This is a genomic window from Bradyrhizobium sp. HKCCYLS1011 (assembly GCF_051167795.1).
GTDB lineage: Bacteria > Pseudomonadota > Alphaproteobacteria > Rhizobiales > Xanthobacteraceae > Bradyrhizobium.
In genome coordinates, this window is the sequence record NZ_JBNPTT010000003.1 from 81,671 (window position 1) to 102,002 (window position 20,332).

18 protein-coding genes are annotated in these 20,332 nt (G+C 59.1%); 10 read left to right on the forward strand and 8 right to left on the reverse strand.

Going from position 1 to position 20,332, the window contains the following annotated elements; all coding sequences use genetic code 11:
• Window positions 1-124: 124 nt before the first annotated feature.
• Window positions 125-1,009 carry a thioesterase domain-containing protein gene (locus ACQR1W_RS09235; protein ID WP_434850518.1) on the forward strand — a complete coding sequence of 295 codons (885 nt, stop codon included), beginning with the start codon at window positions 125-127 and terminating at the stop codon, window positions 1,007-1,009.
• 84 nt (window positions 1,010-1,093) lie between these two features.
• Here the strand turns inward: ACQR1W_RS09235 and ACQR1W_RS09240 are convergent, their stop codons facing one another.
• Window positions 1,094-1,936 carry a TIGR04325 family methyltransferase gene (locus tag ACQR1W_RS09240; RefSeq protein WP_434850519.1) on the reverse strand — a complete coding sequence of 281 codons (843 nt, stop codon included), beginning with the start codon at window positions 1,934-1,936 and terminating at the stop codon, window positions 1,094-1,096.
• Window positions 1,937-2,107: 171 nt separating this feature from the next.
• Window positions 2,108-2,935: a thioesterase domain-containing protein gene (locus ACQR1W_RS09245; RefSeq protein ID WP_434850520.1), complete on the reverse strand. Its 828-nt coding sequence runs from the start codon at window positions 2,933-2,935 to the stop codon at window positions 2,108-2,110.
• A gap of 366 nt (window positions 2,936-3,301) precedes the next feature.
• Here ACQR1W_RS09245 and ACQR1W_RS09250 point away from each other — a divergent pair, with 366 nt between their 5' ends.
• Window positions 3,302-4,144 carry a methyltransferase domain-containing protein gene (locus ACQR1W_RS09250; RefSeq protein ID WP_434850521.1) on the forward strand — a complete coding sequence of 281 codons (843 nt, stop codon included), beginning with the start codon at window positions 3,302-3,304 and terminating at the stop codon, window positions 4,142-4,144.
• Here ACQR1W_RS09250 and ACQR1W_RS09255 read toward each other — a convergent pair.
• The 3 genes from ACQR1W_RS09255 to ACQR1W_RS09265 all read right to left on the reverse strand — a co-directional run bounded on the left by ACQR1W_RS09255 (window position 4,134) and on the right by ACQR1W_RS09265 (window position 7,577).
• Window positions 4,134-5,342 (reverse strand): NAD(P)-binding domain-containing protein, encoded by a 1,209-nt coding sequence (locus ACQR1W_RS09255; protein WP_434850522.1) that lies wholly within the window; start codon window positions 5,340-5,342, stop codon window positions 4,134-4,136. The genes ACQR1W_RS09250 and ACQR1W_RS09255 overlap by 11 nt on opposite strands.
• Window positions 5,339-6,625 (reverse strand): ATP-grasp domain-containing protein, encoded by a 1,287-nt coding sequence (locus tag ACQR1W_RS09260; protein WP_434850523.1) that lies wholly within the window; start codon window positions 6,623-6,625, stop codon window positions 5,339-5,341. The genes ACQR1W_RS09255 and ACQR1W_RS09260 overlap by 4 nt, the downstream gene beginning before the upstream one ends.
• A 109-nt stretch (window positions 6,626-6,734) precedes the next feature.
• On the reverse strand, window positions 6,735-7,577 hold the full coding sequence (locus ACQR1W_RS09265; RefSeq protein ID WP_008971871.1) for an ExeA family protein: 843 nt from the start codon (window positions 7,575-7,577) through the stop codon (window positions 6,735-6,737).
• 320 nt (window positions 7,578-7,897) lie between these two features.
• On the opposite strand from ACQR1W_RS09265, the gene ACQR1W_RS09270 reads away from it, so the two are divergent.
• Together ACQR1W_RS09270 and ACQR1W_RS09275 are read left to right on the forward strand one after the other, a co-directional pair.
• The gene (locus tag ACQR1W_RS09270) at window positions 7,898-9,274 is read left to right on the forward strand and encodes a hypothetical protein (protein WP_434850524.1); all 1,377 of its coding nucleotides are present in this window, start codon (window positions 7,898-7,900) and stop codon (window positions 9,272-9,274) included.
• Window positions 9,275-9,293: 19 nt separating this feature from the next.
• Window positions 9,294-10,106 carry a CpsD/CapB family tyrosine-protein kinase gene (locus ACQR1W_RS09275; protein ID WP_008971869.1) on the forward strand — a complete coding sequence of 271 codons (813 nt, stop codon included), beginning with the start codon at window positions 9,294-9,296 and terminating at the stop codon, window positions 10,104-10,106.
• 28 nt (window positions 10,107-10,134) lie between these two features.
• On the opposite strand, the gene ACQR1W_RS09280 is transcribed toward ACQR1W_RS09275, so the two are convergent.
• The gene (locus ACQR1W_RS09280; protein WP_434850525.1) at window positions 10,135-11,562 is read right to left on the reverse strand and encodes an outer membrane beta-barrel protein; all 1,428 of its coding nucleotides are present in this window, start codon (window positions 11,560-11,562) and stop codon (window positions 10,135-10,137) included.
• A gap of 58 nt (window positions 11,563-11,620) precedes the next feature.
• Window positions 11,621-12,205 (reverse strand): polysaccharide biosynthesis/export family protein, encoded by a 585-nt coding sequence (locus tag ACQR1W_RS09285; RefSeq protein WP_434850526.1) that lies wholly within the window; start codon window positions 12,203-12,205, stop codon window positions 11,621-11,623.
• A gap of 527 nt (window positions 12,206-12,732) precedes the next feature.
• Here ACQR1W_RS09285 and xrtD point away from each other — a divergent pair.
• From xrtD to ACQR1W_RS09305, 4 genes are all read left to right on the forward strand, one after another.
• Window positions 12,733-14,337 carry a VPLPA-CTERM-specific exosortase XrtD gene (xrtD, locus tag ACQR1W_RS09290; protein ID WP_434850527.1) on the forward strand — a complete coding sequence of 535 codons (1,605 nt, stop codon included), beginning with the start codon at window positions 12,733-12,735 and terminating at the stop codon, window positions 14,335-14,337.
• A gap of 18 nt (window positions 14,338-14,355) precedes the next feature.
• Complete coding sequence (locus tag ACQR1W_RS09295; protein WP_434850528.1) at window positions 14,356-16,758, forward strand: tetratricopeptide repeat protein; 2,403 nt, start codon at window positions 14,356-14,358, stop codon at window positions 16,756-16,758.
• A gap of 182 nt (window positions 16,759-16,940) precedes the next feature.
• A complete protein-coding gene (locus ACQR1W_RS09300; protein WP_434850529.1) occupies window positions 16,941-17,510 on the forward strand; it encodes a hypothetical protein in 570 nt (189 codons plus the stop codon).
• A 209-nt stretch (window positions 17,511-17,719) separates the two neighbouring features.
• Window positions 17,720-18,547 carry an NAD-dependent protein deacetylase gene (locus ACQR1W_RS09305; RefSeq protein WP_434850530.1) on the forward strand — a complete coding sequence of 276 codons (828 nt, stop codon included), beginning with the start codon at window positions 17,720-17,722 and terminating at the stop codon, window positions 18,545-18,547.
• Between the two features lie 16 nt (window positions 18,548-18,563).
• Here ACQR1W_RS09305 and ACQR1W_RS09310 read toward each other — a convergent pair whose 3' ends face one another.
• Complete coding sequence (locus tag ACQR1W_RS09310; protein ID WP_008971860.1) at window positions 18,564-18,737, reverse strand: hypothetical protein; 174 nt, start codon at window positions 18,735-18,737, stop codon at window positions 18,564-18,566.
• 101 nt (window positions 18,738-18,838) lie between these two features.
• On the opposite strand from ACQR1W_RS09310, the gene ACQR1W_RS09315 reads away from it, so the two are divergent.
• Window positions 18,839-19,531 (forward strand): DUF2848 domain-containing protein, encoded by a 693-nt coding sequence (locus tag ACQR1W_RS09315; protein ID WP_434850531.1) that lies wholly within the window; start codon window positions 18,839-18,841, stop codon window positions 19,529-19,531.
• Between the two features lie 273 nt (window positions 19,532-19,804).
• The gene (locus tag ACQR1W_RS09320) at window positions 19,805-20,158 is read left to right on the forward strand and encodes an H-NS histone family protein (protein ID WP_139024963.1); all 354 of its coding nucleotides are present in this window, start codon (window positions 19,805-19,807) and stop codon (window positions 20,156-20,158) included.
• Window positions 20,159-20,332: the final 174 nt, after the last annotated feature.

The window sequence follows — 20,332 nt, forward strand, 5'->3', positions numbered from 1 at the left end:
TGACACTCGCCGGAGCGCTAAATCCCGCGATTGTTGGGCGAACGCCAAATATGCCACGCAAATGACAGAGCGCCCGTAAAGTCGGGCTCTCTCGAGAGTCCGCAAGCAGACCAGATCCTTCGAGATGCAGTCGTCTACAAACGCCCATTCCCGTGCGGCAGTCACACCAGGCTTCTCAAGCCCGGAGCCGCACGACATTCCTTTCACCGACGTGATACGTGCGACCGGGACGCGCCCTGCCCTTTTCGGCGTATTTCCGGCTCCCCCCGGGGGCCGCGAATTCGTCGATATGCTGCCTCTAGATCAGCCGGTCTACGACCTGTATTTCTCAAAGCTGAGCAGTGATGCCAGCTTTCCAACGACCGAGCAGCTGGCGATCGACTTTCTGCGCGACATCCGCAAGATCCAGGCTCACGGCCCCTATCAGCTGTTGGGCTACTCCAACGCGGGCTTGCTGGCGTATGAAGTTGCAAGATTGTTGACGGAGCAGGGCGAAGAGGTCTCCCTGCTTGCGCTGATCGATACCTGGCACCCGGAATTCGTTCGCAATCTGCCAAAGCCGCAGCTGATCAAGTATCGCGGGATGCGCTATCTTGACCGCCTCAAAAAATACGCTCGGTTTCTCCGCAGTGGCCGGGTCGACGATCTGCTCGGTGGCCTGCAGGAATTCCTGGGCAAGCGTGTCAAGGGGCTGGTATGGCGCCTCAATGGCCTGCTCTTCCGGCGAGCCAATCAGCCGGCGCCCGCGAGCATGAAGAACATCGAAGTCAATTCCGTGTTGAGCGGATTCTCTCCCCGACCCTACGCTAAGCGCTTTCTGCTAATTCGCCCGGATGATCCGGTCGACAAGAAGCTGAAGGACAAGACTGTCGGCTGGCACGTATGCGCCACGGCCGGAGTCGAGGTGCAGTTCTTGCAGGCGGAGCATGGCCAGATGATGAATCGGCCGCAGGTTCGTGTAGTTATGGATGAGATTATCCCGCGCCTTGCGGGATCCTCCGGCTCGTGAACGAGACCCAGCAAAGCGACGGCTCGAAATCGCCCTCGGAGATCCGGCTGCGCCGAGGTGATGTCGGCCGGTACGCGCGGGCTTTCAGGCCTTGCGAAAGAAGAGCCCGGAATAGGCTTTGGCTGACAGATCCGGATAGCAAGGGATCATCACTGAACGTTCCCGGATGTCCCAGCTGTCGACGAGCTCATAGCCCAACTGCTCCATTCCCTTGATCAGGCCAGCCCGATTGTGGAGCATGCACGCGAGCCGATAGCTCCCGCCATCCTGGATGGTCGCAAGGGATGGAACGTCGACCAGCGGAGCCCGATTGACGATGACATAGCGGGGCTTCACGGCCAGAGGCGCAAGAATATCAGCAAGTGGCTGTTGAAAATAATGCAGCGAGCCAGAGCTGATGAAGACATCATATCCATCCGCATCCATCAGCCTATCAGTGAAATGCAGGCGCTCTTCCTGGATGGATCTCGCCAGCTCTGCGCCGATCTTGTTCGTCTCGGGCAGATCGAACACGGTCCAGCGCAGGTCTGATGGAAAATGCAGCTGCTTCGAATAGCAGTAGAAGAGATTTCCTACGCTGCCGCCGAGGTCAAACACGCGATGAACCTCGGAGGCCACTCTCTCCAGGTGAAACAGCGCGGCATAGTCTCCAGGACGAGGCTTCTCGGCCTCCGGAATCTTGACTGAAAGATAAGAGGAGTTGTGATGTCCACCGCCCTCATATCCAGCGATGACCGCAGTTGCGTCCTGTAATGTGAGAAACGGCCGGTTATAGCCGACGAGCGCATTGATGATATCTCTGACCAGCGGGAGCTTCCGCACGGCCCGGACAGCGGCAAACCCAGCCGGGACGCCGCAGACGCCGCGCAAAATGCGCGAACAATACTGAATCTGAATAAGGCGAAAACGTCTCAACAGCGGATCCACTCGACTCTCGATTTACCGGTACGGACTCAGGAAATTCACTCGACTATTCGCGTCGCCTCGCCTGCAGCGTGGTACGTAGAATATCCACGTTCCCCCACTCGAACAAGTTGCGGCGTCAACCCACGGCATCTCTGCGAACGCCTCGTCGGTCACGACCCTATGCTCCCTTCGCTAATCAACGCGACGCCCGGCTCGCCACTCCTCAGTTGCGGCGATGAACGCCTCGTGCAAAGCACCGACGTTTTCGGGATCAAACAGGTTGTGATGGTGTCCGGGTATCTCCAAGATCCTGATATTCGGGCAGCGCAGCCGCCATGCGGCGTCATCGCCTTGGGCAAGCGCCGTCCTCAGCAGGACGGCCGGGACCTCGAGCGGGACCGGCGTCCGGTCGAGATCCGCGAGCCATGGCGCCGTCGTACGAACGAGCATTCGCATGCTCAACTCCGCCTCGACGACGGGATCAGCGGTCAGAACTGACGGTAACCAACTTGCCGAAGCGAGGGCACGAAGAAATAACGGCAAACGATCGCCGACGAGTCTGATCCAGGCGCGCCAAAACTTCGAGCGCAGAAAATCGGCGAATTCGCCAAAGCGCCGCTTACGCAGGAGCTCAAACCCCTGCTCCAGGGCACGCTTCTTCCACTGAGCCGACGGCGCGATCGAAACAAACATGAACGAGTCGATGGCGCAAAATCCTGCGATCTCGCGCCCCCTGGCCCGCAGGTGAAGTCCAATTCCGTAGGCGAAATGCCCGCCAATCGACAGGCCCACCATCCGAATAGGTCCTTGCGGCACCTTGGCCAATATCTGTTCGGCGAGTTCTTTGATAAGCGTATCGGCAGACAATTGATTAACGACGTAGTGCCGCCAATCCGGATAACGGATGACTTCAATCTGCGTATTGTCGTCAGCACCATCCCGAAACACATTCAAGTCCGGAGCGCCGCCGCCCGCACCCGACAGAAAGATGATTGGAGACGATGAGGCTGTCATGCTCATGAACAATCAGCGGATTCGAACCGTCCCGCAAAATACCGGCGCACTTTACGGCCCGGCAACCTGAGGGCGGGCATCCCAGTTATACGAGAGCCGCCGACCTGCAAATAGCAGAGAATTATCCCTCTCCTTATTATACTTAAATCCAGATTTTCCGTTGTATAATGGTCAAGCGCCTGACCGATCGAGATAGGAGAGGGCTCGGCGCGGCAGCCGGAGCCCGAAAGACACGTTGCATCGCGTCGTCTGCCGTAATGGTTGCCGCGATTGACCGGAGCATGGACAGATCGGAGCATGGGCAGGTGAGCAGGCAGCGGCTGTCCCTAACCTCCGGCATCAGAACCGTCATCGCCGCGTATGAGCCCTGAGATGAAATTCAACCACCTCGAAGCCGAATTGCAGGCCAAGGATCGCTGGGCATCCCGACGTCAGCGCCTAGTCGAGTTCCTGCGTGAGCATGGCCTCAGCGGGCTGCTCGCAAAGATGCGCGAGGTCGGCTTGCGGGGAACGATCGCATTCATCGTTCGCCAGGGACGCTATCAGATTTGCTCATTCCTCGGCAAACGATGGGATCGCAAATACGGCGTTGATACTTCGGGCCAGATCGACCTGGACAACGTGGATGTTATTGGGCCGAACAAGGCAAGCGGCTACGCGTCTGTGTCGACGTCGCCGAGGGCCTTTGCATATCTCTCGCAGTTTTTCCCCGCAAATTGGAAAGATTTTACGTTCGTCGATATCGGCTGCGGCAAAGGGCGTGTCGTCATGCTCGCCGCTCAATACGGGTTCGACAGAGTTCAGGGCATCGAGTTCGCGCCGTTGCTTTGCCGTGTGGCCGACCAAAACCTCGTCCGATTTTCTGGCCGCAAGCCCGCCGAATGGGCCATCATCAATGCCGACGCAACCACGGTGGATCTGCCATCGGGCAATCCTCTGCTCATTTACTGCTTCAACCCGTTCACCGTCGACATATGGGAGCGGTTTATTCCCGCGCTTGTCAGGGCCAATGAATTGAACCGGAGGCCGATGCGCCTGGTCATCTCGGGAAGCCTGCCCGAGACAATTCGTGCTGCCGCGGCCGTGATCCGGAGATCCCAGCGCTTTTGCGAACGCGCGCACGGCGTAACACCGTTCTTCATGGATGCTTACGCACCTTACACTTACTGGATATTCGATTCGATCGAAGCGGCAACTGCGGAAATCAAGCCATAGCCTTGCGGCGTGACGCGAGCTGCGCCGAGACGGCCTGCGAAGCATATTCACATCCCGCCACGAAACGAAAGAGCGGCCCAAAGCTCATCGCAGACGCCGGACCGATCACATGCAGCCCGGGCACCGAGGTTTCAAAGCGCGCGTTCACTCTCGGCGCACGCCCCAGACGCTGGATCGACTGGCGCAGATCCGGATCGAGGAAGGAAAGCCGCTCGACATCGATATCATAGCCGGTACCCGCAATGACGTGATCGAAGGTCATCTCGCGGACACTCTTGTCTCCCGCATGGTCGATGTGGAGACGAAGGACGACACGGCCGTTTGTCTCGCGAGCCCCCTCGACCGTGGTCCCCACGTGAACCGGAAGCCGGTTCTCGATCCGGTCCCGGAGCCACCAGGCTCCCCCGGGGGTTAAATAGTTCTTGAATATCCGCGCTCGCGCCGCGTCTGGAAGGTGATACATGGCGCCCGGAAAATGCGCGAGCGTCCACGCAACAGGACCGCTTCCGAGAGCTGATATGGGTGACCGCAAGCGCCGCCACAGGCTGCGCTTCTGTGCGACCCGGCTCATCCAGTCCACCGATTGCTCGCGTACGAGAAGAGATGGTTGAGCGCCCGCTTCCAACAGCAGAGCGGCGGCTTCCAGCGCTGACTGTCCTGCGCCGATGACCGCGACCTCTCGTCCCTTAAACGACGTGAAGCTGTTGATCTCGGATGTATGAGCCGCAAGCCCCGGCGCCAGGGACCTAAGCGCGGCCGGAACATGGGCAAAGCCGTTCAAGCCGATAGCGATCACGACGTGCTCGGCCCTCACCTCTGTGCCGTCGGCAAGCCTCAGCTTGTAACAATGCGGCGCCCCGCTCACCTGCGCAACGTCCACGGGCTCGACCCAGGGCACATTGGCCTGCTGAAACCACTGCCCATAACCGACGAAATCGCTGATCGAGCATGGCTCGAAGGTTTCGAGTCCGCGTGGTCCGCTATAGTCGGCAAACGTGAAGCCGGAACGCGGCGTCGAAATATTGGTACCGAAACAGTATGTCCGCAAGAAGCGATCGCCGCCGGCGGCCGCGACGTTGGACCAGAATTGCATCGGACGGCCGAAGATCCGATGCTCTATCTTGAGGGCCGCGAGATGTGCCGCAAGCGACAGGCCGTAAGGTCCCGCTCCAATGATGGCCACCGGTATCGCGCTCACGTCCGCCTCTTCATCAAATTGGGTGCGATAATCGAAGAAACTCGCGGCGTATTGCGCAGGAAACGCGGAAGAGCTCTGAGTCCCAAATATATTTCGTCCAGCGCATGAAGGACGGCTGGTACAGGATCGCTTGCGTCTTCAGCGAAATCGACCCCGTTGAACTCGTTCTCTTTCAGCCACGCGCGCCACTTGCCGAGATCGTCGTGCGATATTCGGCCGCTGAATCGCTGTGCGAGCAGAATTGCGCGCAGCGTAAACCGATCGAAAAAGACGATCTTCTCGTTGTCTTCGACTTGCGCCCTCGCAATTCGTTCTCGGAGCAAAGCGCGATTGTCCGTCGCATCAAGATAGGCGAACAGCGGCGTGTTCATGCCCCGCCTGATATCCATCCCCAACTGATTGAAGAGCCGCGGATTGAAATCGATCGCGTACCAATTGCCTTCCGAGCGAATGAACTCGACCTCAAATATTCCAAAATAGCCCAGCCGCCTGCAAAGCGCATGCACAGCCTCCGTCAACGCGCGGTCCTGCGGAAGCGCTTCAAAACATACTCCAACACCCACCGGCTGCGACCGCTGGAATACCTTGCGCGTCGTACGCGCAACAAAGAACTCCCCGGTTCGATCTAGGAACCCGCTGATAGATAGAACGCCCTCCGCGCCGACCGGAAGGAATTTTTGCAGGATCGGCCAATGGCTGGAGGGGAGCGGCGCCTCGGATCCGGACAATCCCTCGCGCGCGATAATGAGCTTGTATTCGCTGATGAGCTCCTGCGCGGTGCGAACCACGGCGCCTTTGTCATTTCTTAAGCGACGAACATGCGTGCGGGGCTTGATCAGAATCGGATAGTCGAGCGCGGGCGCCAAACGCGCAACGTCGTTCAGATCCGCCGGATACCAGGTTGGCGGAACGTTGAGCCCGGCGGCATGGGCCGCATCGGCAAACAGCCGCTTGTCGAGCGCGCGATTCAAGATCTCGGCGGAGACCGAATACATCCGGAAGTGCCGACCAAGCTCAGCCGCATGCGTGCCGTATAGCCAAGCGGTTTCGTCCGATGTCGGCAGCAGCACCTGGCCAGGTGCCTCGGAGCCAATAACAACCAAACGTTGCAGAAACTGCTCTGTACTCTTTTCGGACGGCGCCATGTATGCACGAGCCGCGTATCGGGACCACGCCGCAGGCGCGAAGCGTCCGCTGGAGACGACCCGAACCTCCACGCCTTCGCGGGCGAGACCACGCACCGCTGCGATGGTTCCGCCCATGGCCGCCGAGGCCAACAGCACCGATGGTACATTTCTACTCAACTTATCTTGCCTGCCCCCAAGGCTTACAAGTGAGTTCCCTCAGATCGTTATTCGTTCAACGGTAGCGAAGGCCCGCTATGAAGGCCCCTTATAGTGACGCGTCGGCGTGCCCCATTCCAAACGGCAGCACCCCGAATTCGGCCTTGTTCTGGATCACCGCCTTGACCGTAGCCTCGTCAATTGACGAAAGTCCTGCAGCAAATCCATAGACCAGCGCCGTGTCGCAAATGATGTTCACGGTGCGCGGAATTCCGTGACTGGTTTCGCCGATGATCTTGCACGCACCCTTTGAGAACAGATTGTGCTCTGCCCCGACCGCTTTCAACCGGAAATCGATGTACTCGGTGACCTCGTCCGGATTTAGGGGCCTCAGGTGAAAGTCCGACGAAATGCGCTGAGCAAATTGCAGCAGCTGCGGCGCCGCGAGCAACTCCTTCAATTGCGGCTGGCCGACCAGGATGATCTGAAGGAACTGCTGCTTGTCGGTGTTGATATTCGACAGCATCCGAAGCTCCTCGAGCGCCTCGGAGCCCAAATTCTGCGCCTCGTCGATGATGAGGATCGTTCGTTGATCTTTGGCGGCTTGATCATGCAGAAAGCGCTGCAGGTGCTTGAAAAGCGCCGGGTGAGTGCCTTCGAAGGGCAAATTCAGGGACATGAGGATCCACGGAAGCAGACCATCATGGGCGCGCGGAGTGTTCGAGATCAGGCATGCCGTGACGTGCTGATCCAGTTTACTCAGCAGATATCGCACTAAAGTTGTTTTGCCGCAGCCTATTTCGCCAGTAATGACGGTAAATCCGGCGCTATTCATGACGCCGAATTCAAGCATTGCAAATGCAAACCTGTGATTCTCGCACCAGTAGATCAGATCCGGATCTGGCAAGATCGAGAAGGGCTTCTCGCGTAGCCCATAAAATGCCTCATACATTGGAAGGCCTTACTAGCATGCTCTATGCTCAAGGCATCAATAGACGATGGCCAGCAGGAAGGGAAATTCTTCCGATGATTAATATTAAGCCAGACCAAGATTGCACCGATTTCGACGCCCCAATTTCGAATGGATAAGGTCGCCAATCTATGGTCGCGACGCAATGTCGCGCTAATATTCTGCTACCTGCGAAATTAATCATCAATTGAATTTTTCTTGCAACGTGGACTAGATATTGTACAGTTCCAATGACTTAATGGGCTTGACAGCGGCCCTCTTCGATCCCGCGAAACGCCGGGGGCCGGACAGACCTTATCGAGGTGACGGCAGTGCTGCAAACGCTAGGCCCAGATCATAATTATCGACCGAGCGAGATTTCAGGCGCCGGTCCGTCACAACAATTAGAATTAAGTTATTATCTAGATATTTTCAAAAGGCGCTTTTTTTATTTTCTCATACCGTTTGGCCTGGTCTCGGTGCTGGGCTTGATTGCGATTACGTTTGTGCGCCCGAACTATTTGTCTGAGGGCAAAATCCTCGTGGAATCGTCCGGGATTGCTGCAGACTTCGTCAAACCCGTCATCTCCGGAAACGGAAACGAGCGGGTTCAGCTCATCCAGCAGCGGGTAATCACCAGAGACAACCTCCTTCTGGTTGCCAAGAAATATGGCTTGTTCCAGGACCAGTCCGGCGTTGCCGATCTGATGCGGCAGCACCTCATCATCAAGCCGGCGGACATTGAAGGTCAGGCGCGGCAGAACACACCCATTACGGCTTTTACAGTCGCTTTCGAGTACGACGATCCAGAAATCGCAATGAAGGTGGCAAACGAATTTGTCACCCTGATCATCAGCGAAGACGAACGGTCGCGGACCAGCCGGGCAACGGAGATGGTCAAGCTCCTGACCGAGGAAACCAAGGACATCCAGGACAAGCTGTCGTCGACGCAAGCGCAAATCGTTGAGGCCTCACGGCGGCCGCGAGAAACCGTTCCTGAAATTTCGGAGCAACAAAAAACACAGGCCGCCGCTCTGTCTGCCTTGAAGCTGGAGCTTGCCCAAAAAACGTCTATTTACTCCGACGCTCATCCGGCCGTTGTTTCGCTGAAAAAGCGTATCGCCGCTATGGAGAAGGTCGCCAGTCAGCCGCTCCCCGCATCTGCGGTCGAGACTCAAGCCGCAGACGACGACATCGAAGGCCTTAAACGCCAGCGCGATACGCTTGAGAAACGCCTCGCCGAAGCCAATGGCAAGTTGTCGAATGCCCGCCTCAGCGAAAAACTTGATCAACAGGAGCACTCCGAACGCCTGCAGTTGATTGAAGCGCCATCGCTACCGCAAAAGCCGGTCAAGTCGAACCGGTTGAAACTGGTGGGTCTTGCGTTTGCGGCTGCGGCAGCGCTCGGGGTTGGTTTCGCGATCGGTACCGAATTACTAAGCGGAACGATCCGTACTCGCGGCCAGCTGTCAGCAGTCATTTCGGGCCCCCTCATCGTATGCATCCCGTATCTCAAAACGCCCTGGGACGTGTTCCGATCACGGCTGCGCTTTGCCGTCGGCTTGCTGAGCATCCTCGTTCTTCTCACCGCCTGGGCCGGCTTGGTCGCTGCGATCGCGTTCAACATGCCGATCGACATCTCTTGGCTAGAGAAGGCCCGAAGCGCACTCTTTTTGTTGTCCGCAACCGGTCAGGGTTGAAGCAGGCGGGAGAATCGACATGGAAAGCATTCGACAGGCCGTCGAGCGGGCCAAATTGAGCGCAGAAAGTCATGGCGTCGGAGCGTCTGACGTCTATCGACGGCACCCTTTGACCGACATTTCACCGTTTCGCTCGGCAAGCCTGAGCAGCGTCGAGTTGAACGCAGCCCATCTGCAGAAGCATCGCATCCTCGCGCACGATGGAAAGGATGTCGCCGCCCGCCCGTTTGACCTCTTGCGCGCCGAGGTCTTGCGATCAATGGACCTGAAAGGCTGGCGGATTCTCGCGGTGACCTCGCCGACGCCGAGCTGTGGCAAGACCTTTACCGCCCTCAATCTCGCCATGAGCATCGCGCGCCAGGCGGATCGCGAGGTCTGCCTCGTTGACCTGGATTTCCGCAGGCCGCAGATCGCAACAAGTCTTGGCTTGAAGTCCGGTCACGGGGTCACCAGCGTCCTGGAAGGTCGTTCGGAGCTTCACAACGCGATGGTTCAAGTCCGGATTGGCAGCACTCGGCTCGAGGTCATGCCGACGACGACGAGCGTCAATTCCTCGGATTTGAGCAGTTCGCTCGCTCTGAAGAAGCTGCTGCAGGACGTGGCGGGCTACGAGCGATCGCGCATCACCATTGTCGACCTCCCGCCAATGCTGGCCGGACATGACGTGATCTCGATCCTGCCTCAGATCGACTGCGTCTTGCTGGTCGCTGCAGTCGGCACCACGAAGACTTCGGAGATCGAAGACTGCAAGAAGTATCTGGAGAACTCGGACATCGTGCGGGTCGTTCTCAACAAGGTCCCACAGTCCAACAACACGTTCGCCTATTACTGATTGCGCGCGGGGCCGCTCAACAGAGCATTCAGAATCGGTAGGTGGCCCCGACCGTAGCCGTGTTGCTTGTGGTGCTCACGGCCGGGAAAGTCGAGTCCACGCTCCGATAGCGATATTCCCACGTGATCGACATGTCTCGCCAAATGTCATAACGAAGCTGAGCATCAAAAATGAGGGACCGATCTCGTCTGGTACTTCCGACGTAATCAATCCAGGTTTGTCCAATCTGCCAGATCGTGAACCAGGTTTGAGAGATTTCATAGCTCGCCTGGAGCGTCGCTGATGAAATCCGTGTTGACGCGCTCAACGGAACCTGAACCGCCGTGAGGCCAGGAAGTGCGAGAGCAAGGTTTGAAGCCGCGCCAGTGCCGGCGATGTTGATAGTCCGGTCGAACGCGCCCGTCAGAGTGAGCTTTTGGCTTGGGTAGTAGGCGATCGTTCCACCATACACATCACCGCTCGCCGAGGAACCTCCACCCTCAGATCCCTGGTGGCCGAAATAGATCGAGCCGCGAAATAGACTGATCTGGTCTGTGCCAAACCCGCCGATGGCCCTGTACGAGGTCGTCGATACCGAGGTGGCATCGGTCGTCACAGTTCCGAACGAGCCGTTCGAATAGGCAAACACTGCCGGCCCGAGCCAGAAAGCGGCGTTCTCGGTGTAGGTCCGGCTGCGGGTACTGAGTGCAGTCTGGACTTCGTAGTCGGTCCGATTGGACGATCCGCTGAGCGAGAGAATGCCGCGGTTGAATATTTTATCTACCGACAGCGTGGTTGTGTACTGGTTGTAGGGATTGACGTTGAGTGGAACGTTGCTGCCGCCCGCCGTTGCCTGCCCCGTCACCTGGCCTGTCGGCGAAATGATCGTTCCGTTCGGCAGAAGCGTATCGCCGTTGGGAAGAACTTGGCTGACTGGCGATGCGGGCGCTGTCTGAATCGAGCTTTGCAGGCCGGTTGCCCAGGTTTGATGAGCAAAATTTCCATTGAAGGTGAAGATCAGGTCTCGCAGCGCTTCATAGCGCTGAGTGAAGCCGGCACGTCCATCCAACGTGTCGATCGGGTTGTTCGTGGGATAGGTTTGCCTATCGAGATTTCCATAAAGGGTCGTCGTGTGAATCCCATTGGTCCACTCCGCAACGATCCCAGGCGTGACGCCGAAACCGCCGGCCGAGGTTCGGGGGCTGGTGCCGAAAAACAGGTTGTCTGAATAGAGCGAATACACCCGCAACGTGGGATACAGCCGCCAGCCCTCAATCGAGATGGCGTTGGGGTCCTTCGCCGGCAGTCGGCTGGCCGCGACGTCGAGTGGAGGGGGCGCGGGACCTTCCGACGCCGGAGAAACCAGCGCCGAAGATGGTGTTTGCGCGAACGAGAACTGCGTAGAGACCAAGAGGACGATCGCGCTTGCCAGCACGCGGATGCGGCTTCCCGCCTGATTGAATCCGCCTAGGCGCATCGTTCATCGGACCTTATCGCCACGCCTCTACACTGGGGGAAGACTAGGCCCATACTGTTTAAAAATATCGTTCGGGAATCCGAATGAGATCTCCCGGCACGATCGGCACAGGCTCGCTGAGAGGATACTCCTTCCAGATCTCCTCGCCGGTGTGCCGGATCAGAACGACAGAGCGGCTCGCCCTGTAAGTAAATCCACCAGCCATTGCGACCGCCGAGTGAACGGTGAGCCCACTCCTGAACGGGTATTCTCCAGGATTTGTGGCCTCGCCCAGGATGTAAAACGGCTTGAACTGAGTTATCGCGACGGTGACATGCGGGTCCTGGAGGAATCCGCCACCCCGGTAACGGCCGGCGATGTCCCGCTCAAGTTCGCCTTGGCTCCGACCCGCGGCTCTAATCTGGCCGATGAGCGGCATGGAGATAGAGCCGGCAGGATTGACCTCGTATTCCCCCGTGAGGCCTTCCTCGCCGTAAACCGTGACCCTAACCTTGTCGCCCGGATGCAACCGGGTCGGCGCCGCCGAATTAGCCAAGGAAACGGGCCTGGTTTCGAGCTCGACCGGCCCATAATCTGTATAGCAGCCTGCGAGTCCCAGTGCGGCCGCCAAGAATACTAGGCTTCTGATCGATCTCGCAATCATCGAGCAACTCAGCTTTCTGAAATCGTTAGGAATTTTGGAAGTGGTACTTCGCCGCGATACAGCCGTAGTCTAAAACGGCGCCTCGTCCAAAGCTGTATCAATTCAGCAACAATTCCAAATGGAAATCGGATTCCCGCGCCGCGGCATCGATATCCGGGAAAATACGGAGCTTTCCGGAATTCCTCGTACAGGATATCGCCGATCCGAGAACGCCTCCTTAACGCGTCGGCGGATCGGATCAGGGTCGGCTCCTGCAGGCCCGCCGCGCCCCCATTGTGCAACGTAGCATTCACCTCACAGCCGGCGGCAAAAGCGCTGCCGCATACTCGGCCAGCCAGCTTGCAGCAGCAGCCCCGCTTCCCAGGTCGAACGCCAAGAAAAACTCGCTCTAACCTACGCTAGCTGTTTGCCCGGCCGTTCCGACCGGAACGGCCCATCGCGTCAAATTAAATGTACTTGCGTAGAAATCTGCGGTTTAATTTCATCAATTCTCATGGGGAGACCGTAGAGTATCGGCTGGAGTTCAGGTGTTTCGTACCAATCTGCCAGAAACAACAATGTTAACGAGCTGGATTGAGCCTTCCGAGCGGGCCTGGGTACGAACGCGACTGCTGGCCCTTGCCACATTGATCTTAGCTTTGTTTGCCTTTCGAGATGCGCTTCTCGAGCTGGTGCGGAGGTGGACCACCCAGGAAGAATATGGCCACGGGTTCTTGATTCCACTGATTACGGCCTGGCTGCTTTGGTCGCGTCGCGAGGCACTCCGTCGATGCATTGGGCGCCCATCCTGGGCCGGCGTCGCCCTGGTCGCTGTCGCGCTAGCGATGCATTTTATTGGCCAGCTCAGCGCGATTTTTCTTTTTTCCCAGCTCGCATTTATTGTCACCCTGTTCGGAATAGCGCTCGCGTTCGGCGGCTTCAGTCTGTTTCGGGCCGCGTTCTGGCCAATCGCCTTCCTGGTGTTCGCTATTCCCCTTCCGTATTTCATAGACGCCGCGTTATCGCTTCAGCTGCAGCTCATCTCGTCGCGCCTCGGCGTGTTCCTGATACGCCTGTTGGATATTCCCGTGCTCCTCGACGGGAACATCGTCGACCTCGGCGTCTATAAGCTTCAAGTTGTCGATGCCTGCAGCGGCCTCCGTTACCTGTTCCCTCTGCTGAGCCTCAGTTTTTTTGCAGCCTACATCTTTCGTGCGCCGCTTTGGCAGCGGGTCGTCGTACTTCTGTCCTGCGCTCCGATCACGGTGATCATGAACGGGTTTCGCATCGCATTGATCGGTGTAACGGTCGATCGCTGGGGTGCGCAGATGGCCGAAGGCGCGCTGCACTTCTTTGAAGGCTGGGTCATCTTTGTGGCTTGTGCAACTCTGTTGGCGGCTGAGATGTACGTCTTGTCTCGGCTCTCCGGTCACGCTTTTTCCCTTTCGCTTCCAGAGAACTCCGGCATCAACGATTCTTCGGTGCATCGGCCGGCCCTGCAGCTTCGATCACGACCTCTCGCCGCTTGCTTGTCTTTGGTCTTCCTGCTTCTCCTGGCGAGCCCGCTGGTGGCGCATCGGCCCGAGAATATTCCCGCGCGCAGCCGCTTCTTGACGTTTCCAGGCGCGCTTGAAGGTTGGCAGGGCCGCCCCTCGGTGCTCGAGCCTGAGGTCGAGCAGACCCTCGCACTCGACGACTATATCCTCTCCGACTACGCCGCTCCTGGCGGAGAACCCGTCAATCTTTATGTTGCCTACTATGCATCGCAACGCATGGGCGAGTCCCCGCACTCGCCTCTCGTTTGCATTCCCGGCAGCGGTTGGCTGATAACTCACTTCCAACGCACTCGCCTCGACGCGGACCATCCCTTCAACCGCGCGATCGTCGAACGGAACGGGCTGCGCCAATTAGTATATTACTGGTACGACGAGCGCGGCAGGCAGATCGCCAACGAATATATCTCAAAAACCTATCTGCTCTATGATGCGCTGACACTCAATCGATCGGACGGCGCGCTGGTCCGCCTGACAACCATTATTCGCCCGAGCGAATTCGAGAGCGACGCCGATGCCAGACTGCAGCTGTTTATCAATGCACTCATGCCGCAGCTGAAACAATATCTGGCAACCTCCAAATCTTCCCAGAACTCGTAAGGGCTCCGGAACATCGAGATGTCCTCCGTTTTCCGATTTCATAAAGTGCTAGCTGCCAACTTGCTTGTGGTCGCTTCTCTTCAGGTCGCCGGCTGTAGTTCCCCCGAAACACGCGCGCAGCAGCACTTCGAACGCGCCCAAAAATTGCTGGCCGACCATGAAACGGCCAAGGCCGCCATTGAGCTCAAAAATGCAATTCGCCTGAAGAAGGACCTCGTGGGCGCTTGGCGGACTCTCGCCGAGCTCGACGAGAAGGCGGGAGATTGGCCGCACGTCGCGGCCGATCTGCGCGCCATTGTCGACCTTGCACCGGACGACGTCGGAACGCGCGTCAAGCTGGGCAAGATCCTGCTGATGGCTGGCTCGACCGGCGAAGCGTTGAAGTTGGCCGAAGCCGGCCTGCAACGCAACAATAGCGCGGACTTGCACGCGCTGAAGGCTGCGATCGCGATCAGGCTCGGCGACAGCGATCAAGCCGGCCAAGAGGCGCAGACGGCGCTTGCCGCTGATCCAAATAGTGTCGATGCGACGATCGTTCTTGCAATCCAGCGGATGGGCAAAGGCGATTCCGAGGGCGCATTGTCTCTCTTGGACCGAGATGACAGTGCGGACTTCAAAGGCTCGAAACTCGGACTGCAGCTTCTGAAGATCAACCTTTTGGAACGAACGGGCGACCTTGAAGCACTGGAGAGAACTCTCAGAGAGCTCACCGAATCTGCACCAAATGAGCTGACCTATCGTTCCCTGCTGTCGAGTTTCTATGTCGGGCGAGGCCACCCTGACACTGCGGAGCAGGTCCTGCGGGACTACGCGGACCAGCATCCCTCCGACATCGCGGGCAGTTTGACCTTGGCGCGCTTCCTGCTCAAGACAAGGAATTCGCCGGCGCAGGCGCGAGAGGCGCTGGAGGCCGGGATCCGCGCAAACGGAAACCTGTTCCCGCTCGAAATGGGCATCGTCGACGTCGATGTCGCCGACGGGCGGTTGGACGACGGCCGGCGGCGCCTCGAAGCGCTCCTCGAGAAGGACGGCAACGCAAAGCAAGCTCGGCAGGTGCGCCTTGCGCTAGCTCAGCTGGCCTTGAAACAGAAGGATTTCGACGGCGCCGAGGCTCGGCTCGCCGAGCTGCTGCGGGACGCTCGGGATGCCTCAGCGCTCAAATTGCGCGCCTCGCTGCGCATTCAACGGCGCCAGTACGAGGGCGCAATTACCGATCTGGTCGAGGCGATCAACCTGGAGCCGCGTTCGACCGAGCTGATGCTGCTGTTGGCAACCGCATATGAACGCAGCGGTCTGATCGAACTCGCTGACAAGCAGTTCGCGGACGCGAGCCGGGCGTCAAATTTCGATCAGTCCATTGGCCAACAATATGTCGCCTTCCTCCAGCGGCGCGGGTTGAGCGCACGCGCCGAGGACGTGATCCAGCAGCTCATGGCGCGACGACCGAATGATGTTCAGCTATCGCTGATGTTGGCGCAGATCAAAATGGCCCGTCAGAATTGGGACGGAGTGCAGGAGATCGCGGCCTCCATAAAGAACAGCGGGAACAGCAGCTTGGCCGATCAGCTCGTCGGCATGATGCTGCTGCAGCGAAACAGGCTCGACGATGCGACCGCGACGCTTCGGCGAGCGCACGAAGCGGCACCCAAAGCGCTCGATCCGCTGAAATTGCTTGTCGCCGCACTCAATAGGGCTCACCGCACGGACGAAGCTGAAGCCGTCATCAACTCCGCAGTTGCGGAGAATCCGCAGGATGCCAATTTGCTGGTGCTGCGGGCGTCGGTGGGCATCGCGCGGGGCGATCCCACGCGTGTCCTGTCAGACTTGCGTGCCGCGGTCAGCCTGGAACCGAAGAATCCGGCCGGTTATCAGGCGCTCGCGGAGTTCTTCCTGAGCCGCAAAGAGTATGACGAGGCGATCCGAACCTTGCGGACGGAAATTGGCGAACTTCCCGACGCCCCCAACCAGCACCTTCTGCTCGCGCGAGCCTTGGAGCAAAAAGGTGACTTCGAAAGCGCGATGTCTGAGTACGAGGAGCTCCTTGACAGGGAGCCGGGTAACCTGATCGCAATCAATAACCTTGCCGCTCTGATTTTTGAACAGCGGACAGATCAAGCGAGCCTCAAGAAGGCAGAATCCATAGCGGCCGCGCTGCGGAAATCGCCGGTACCGGAGTTCAAGGACACCCTGTGCTGGGCCAACTACCTCCAGGGCGACTATCGCAAGGCCCTTTCACAGTGCGAGGAAGCCGCGGCTGCCCTTCCCGATCAGGCTTCGGTACAATACCATTACGCAATGGCTTTAATCGCGGTCGGACAATCATCGAAAGCCTCCACACATCTTAAACGCGCCCTCGACCTTGCGCCGGACGACAAGTTGTCAGCGGAAATACGCGCTGCTATTGAGAAGACCGCATCGTAAGCACGGGCTCAAGAAATCAATGGGCGCATGTCTTGTTGCGGCTCGACGCTGGCGGGACAGATTGGTGTTGCTATTTCCCAGCCTGGAAGCGACCCTTTGAAACTGAGTTACGGATCAAATCGCCGCCATAAGCGCAAGGTCCGGCTTTCCGATCGTGAGCCAGCATTGTGGGGAGACTGCAAATGACTGTTGAAGTCCGGGCGGGCAGAATCGCCGGTTCACTTTTCGCGATCCGCTTTCTTGGATCCGCGATTGGGCCGCGGCGTTCGCATACCGCTGGACTGCCGGTTTCCGCTGCAGCTGCGTCCGTGCTGCTGGCTGTCTCCGGCCACGCGCTCGCGCAAACCACCCGGACGCCGGCATCTTCCACCTCGACCATATCGACCCTGCCGGCTTCTACGTCGACCAGTCCCAATGCACCCTGCGACGCTTTCAATCCAACGAGCTCCTGCTATTCGACGAGGGCATCACGGCTGCCTTGTTATTCGGCGACGGGAGCGGATCAGCGCTGCGCGGACGTGAGCACGCCCTCGACGCCAGCCCAGAGTTCCAGACAGACGTCCGTTGCCGGCCACACCAGTGATCGCGCATTCACCGAAGACCAAGCGATCGCCAAGATCCAAGCACGAGGTTTTTCCAACGTATCGCAGCTCAAGAAGGATTATCAGGGCCGGTGGCGCGGCAAGGCGGATAAGGATGGCACGACGCTGTCCGTGACGTTGGCGCCCAACGGCGACATAACCACGGACTGACGCTTGATTGACCCTTGACGCTAAGCCCTGCGGCGGCCCAGGTCGCAGCAAGGTCTCCGTCGGCGCGATCCCGAAGGCCGCGGCCGGAGGCGAGCTCAGCGCGGTCGATCCAGGGTAGCGCGCCATGACCATCACGACACTGACCCGCATCGTCGGACCGGCGGCGGCAGGTCTGGCAATCGCCCCTCGCATCGCCTAGATCATGCGCCATGGTCGAACACCGCGCGCTCCAGGATTTTATCGGTCGGCACGACAATCTGTTCGTACTGACCGGGGCCGGGTGCAGCACCAATTCCGGCATTCCCGACTATCGCGACCGACACGGTAATTGGAAGCGGACCCAGCCGGTGACCTTCCAGGCCTTCATGGGCGAGGAACGCACGCGCCAACGCTATTGGGCGCGGAGCCTGATCGGCTGGCAGCGCTTCGGCCGGGCACAGCCGAACCTGACCCATCACGCGCTGGCGCGGCTCGAGGCGCAGGGCCGCAACAAGCTGCTGGTGACCCAGAATGTCGACCGGCTGCACCAGGCCGCCGGCCACCGCCAAGTGATCGACCTGCACGGCCGGCTCGATCGCGTCAGATGCATGGGCTGCGGCGCGCTGAGCTCGCGCCAGGCGTTCCAGGAGCAGCTGTCGCACGCCAATCCGGGCTGGCTGACGCTCGACGCCGCTGACGCGCCAGACGGCGATGCCGATCTCGACGGCATGGACTTCTCCCGTTTCCAGGTGCCGGCATGCCCTGCCTGCGGCGGCGTGCTCAAGCCCGACGTTGTGTTCTTCGGCGAGAATGTCCCGCGCGATGTCGTCGCCGACGCGCGGGCGCAGCTTGAGCAGGCCGACGCCATGCTGATCGTCGGCTCCTCGCTGATGGTCTATTCCGGCTTCCGCTTCGCGCAGGCCGCCGCGCAACGCGGCATCCCGATCGCGGCGATCAATCTCGGCCGCACCCGTGCCGACGAGCTGCTGACGCTCAAGGTCGAGGCGCCCTGCGAGAGCGCGCTCGCCTTCCTGCTCGAGGGCGAGCATGCCTGCTGAGCAGGTTCGATCGGGCCTAGCGGCTGTGCGGCTCGTCGCGGTTCTCGATCCGGTCGCGATTGTTGTCGCGCTCGGACTCCGGCTTGACGATGTCGGCCACCTTGCCCGACTGGTTACCCGGATTGTAGTGATATTGCCCGGCTTCCTTCTCGCCCGGCTGCTTCTGCTTCGGATCCCTGTTGTCGGCCATCGCTGCGCTCCTTTGTCGTTTGACAACGGCGGCGCGCAGGCTGGGTTCCGGCTGGCGGCGCCCGCGGGGCGGAGGCGCGATTCGAGCAGAAAGGCGATGAGATGAGCGGCGCGACGGTCGAGTTCACGGTTCACCAGGGATCGGACGCTGCGCGGCAGCGGCTCCATATCGGCCGGCTGGTGATCGCGGGCTGGACCGGGCGTGATCCGGTGGCGCGCGACAAGCACATCGCCGAACTCGAAGCGCTTGGCATCGCGCGGCCGGCATCGACTCCGATCTACTACGAGGTTGCGGCACGCCGGCTGACGACGGCCGATGCGATCGAGGTGAGCGGGGGGGACTCGAGCGGGGAAGTCGAGTTCGTCCTGCTTCGCGCCAACGGCCAGCTTTACGTCGGCGTCGGCTCCGATCATACCGATCGCAAGGTCGAGACCTACAACATCACCGTCTCCAAGCAGATGTGCGACAAGCCGATCGCGCCGGAGCTGTGGCTTTACTCCGATGTGGCGGCGCATTGGGACCGCATCGTGCTGCGCTCGTATGCAACCATCAACGGCGAGCGGAAGCTCTACCAAGAAGGCACGCTCGACGGCATGCTGGCCGCGGACGACCTGATTGCGCGACGCTATGGCGACGCTGGCATACCTGAGGGCACCGCAATGTTCGGCGGCACATTTGCCGCGAAAGGCGGGATTCGTCCGGCGGAGAGGTTCGAGTTTGAGATGTTCGACCCCGTGCTCCGGCGCACCGTGCGGCATGGTTACTCTGTGGAGCCGCTTGCGATCGTCGGCTGATCAGACCGAGGAATCGACATCTTCGCGCCCGACAGCTGCTTTATATGCACGCTTGGTTGTATTCGGCGCACCGAATTTACGGCTGTGCACAATCGGCAATTGCATCGCCCTTGTAGTCCTACGGATACTACCAAACGTTCTTAATTCTATTTGTATCTATTAATATTGCTGCGACATCACAGCTTCCGTCAGAAACGATTTTGCGGTTGAAAGTTACCACTGAAATCCTTAGCTGAATTGCTTATCGGCGAATCTCGGGTTATCTGAATCGAGATGAAGAGCTACAACCTAAAATCGATGTCCGTGGATCAGCTCTGGGATCTCCATGAGCGGTTGGTTGCGGAGCTGGGCCGCAAGATTGCGGCGGAGAAGGCGATGCTGGAGGAACGTCTCAGCCAGCTCGGCTCCGTCAAGCGCCATACGGCCGCATCCAACCAGATCGGCGCCGTGAGCCGTCATATGCCCGCCAGGGACACGAAGCGGCCGTATCCGAAGGTCCTTCCCAAATATCGCAATCCAAAAAACCCGGACGAGACCTGGGCCGGCAGAGGGAAGCAGCCTCGTTGGCTGGTTGCGCAGCTTCGATCAGGCCGAAAGCTTGAAGAGTTCCGCATCAAGGGCCCATGATATCGTCTTATGGAACTTCGCGCACTTTCGCGCAGAGCGTGTATTTGTGGCGTGGCACTCGCGGTTCCAATATCTTCCAATAAATGATCAGTCCTCATCGCGGCATGCAAAGAACTTGCATCCATTTTAAGCGTAAGCGTGAGTTCCCACGGCGAACTTAACATGTGCAGCTTT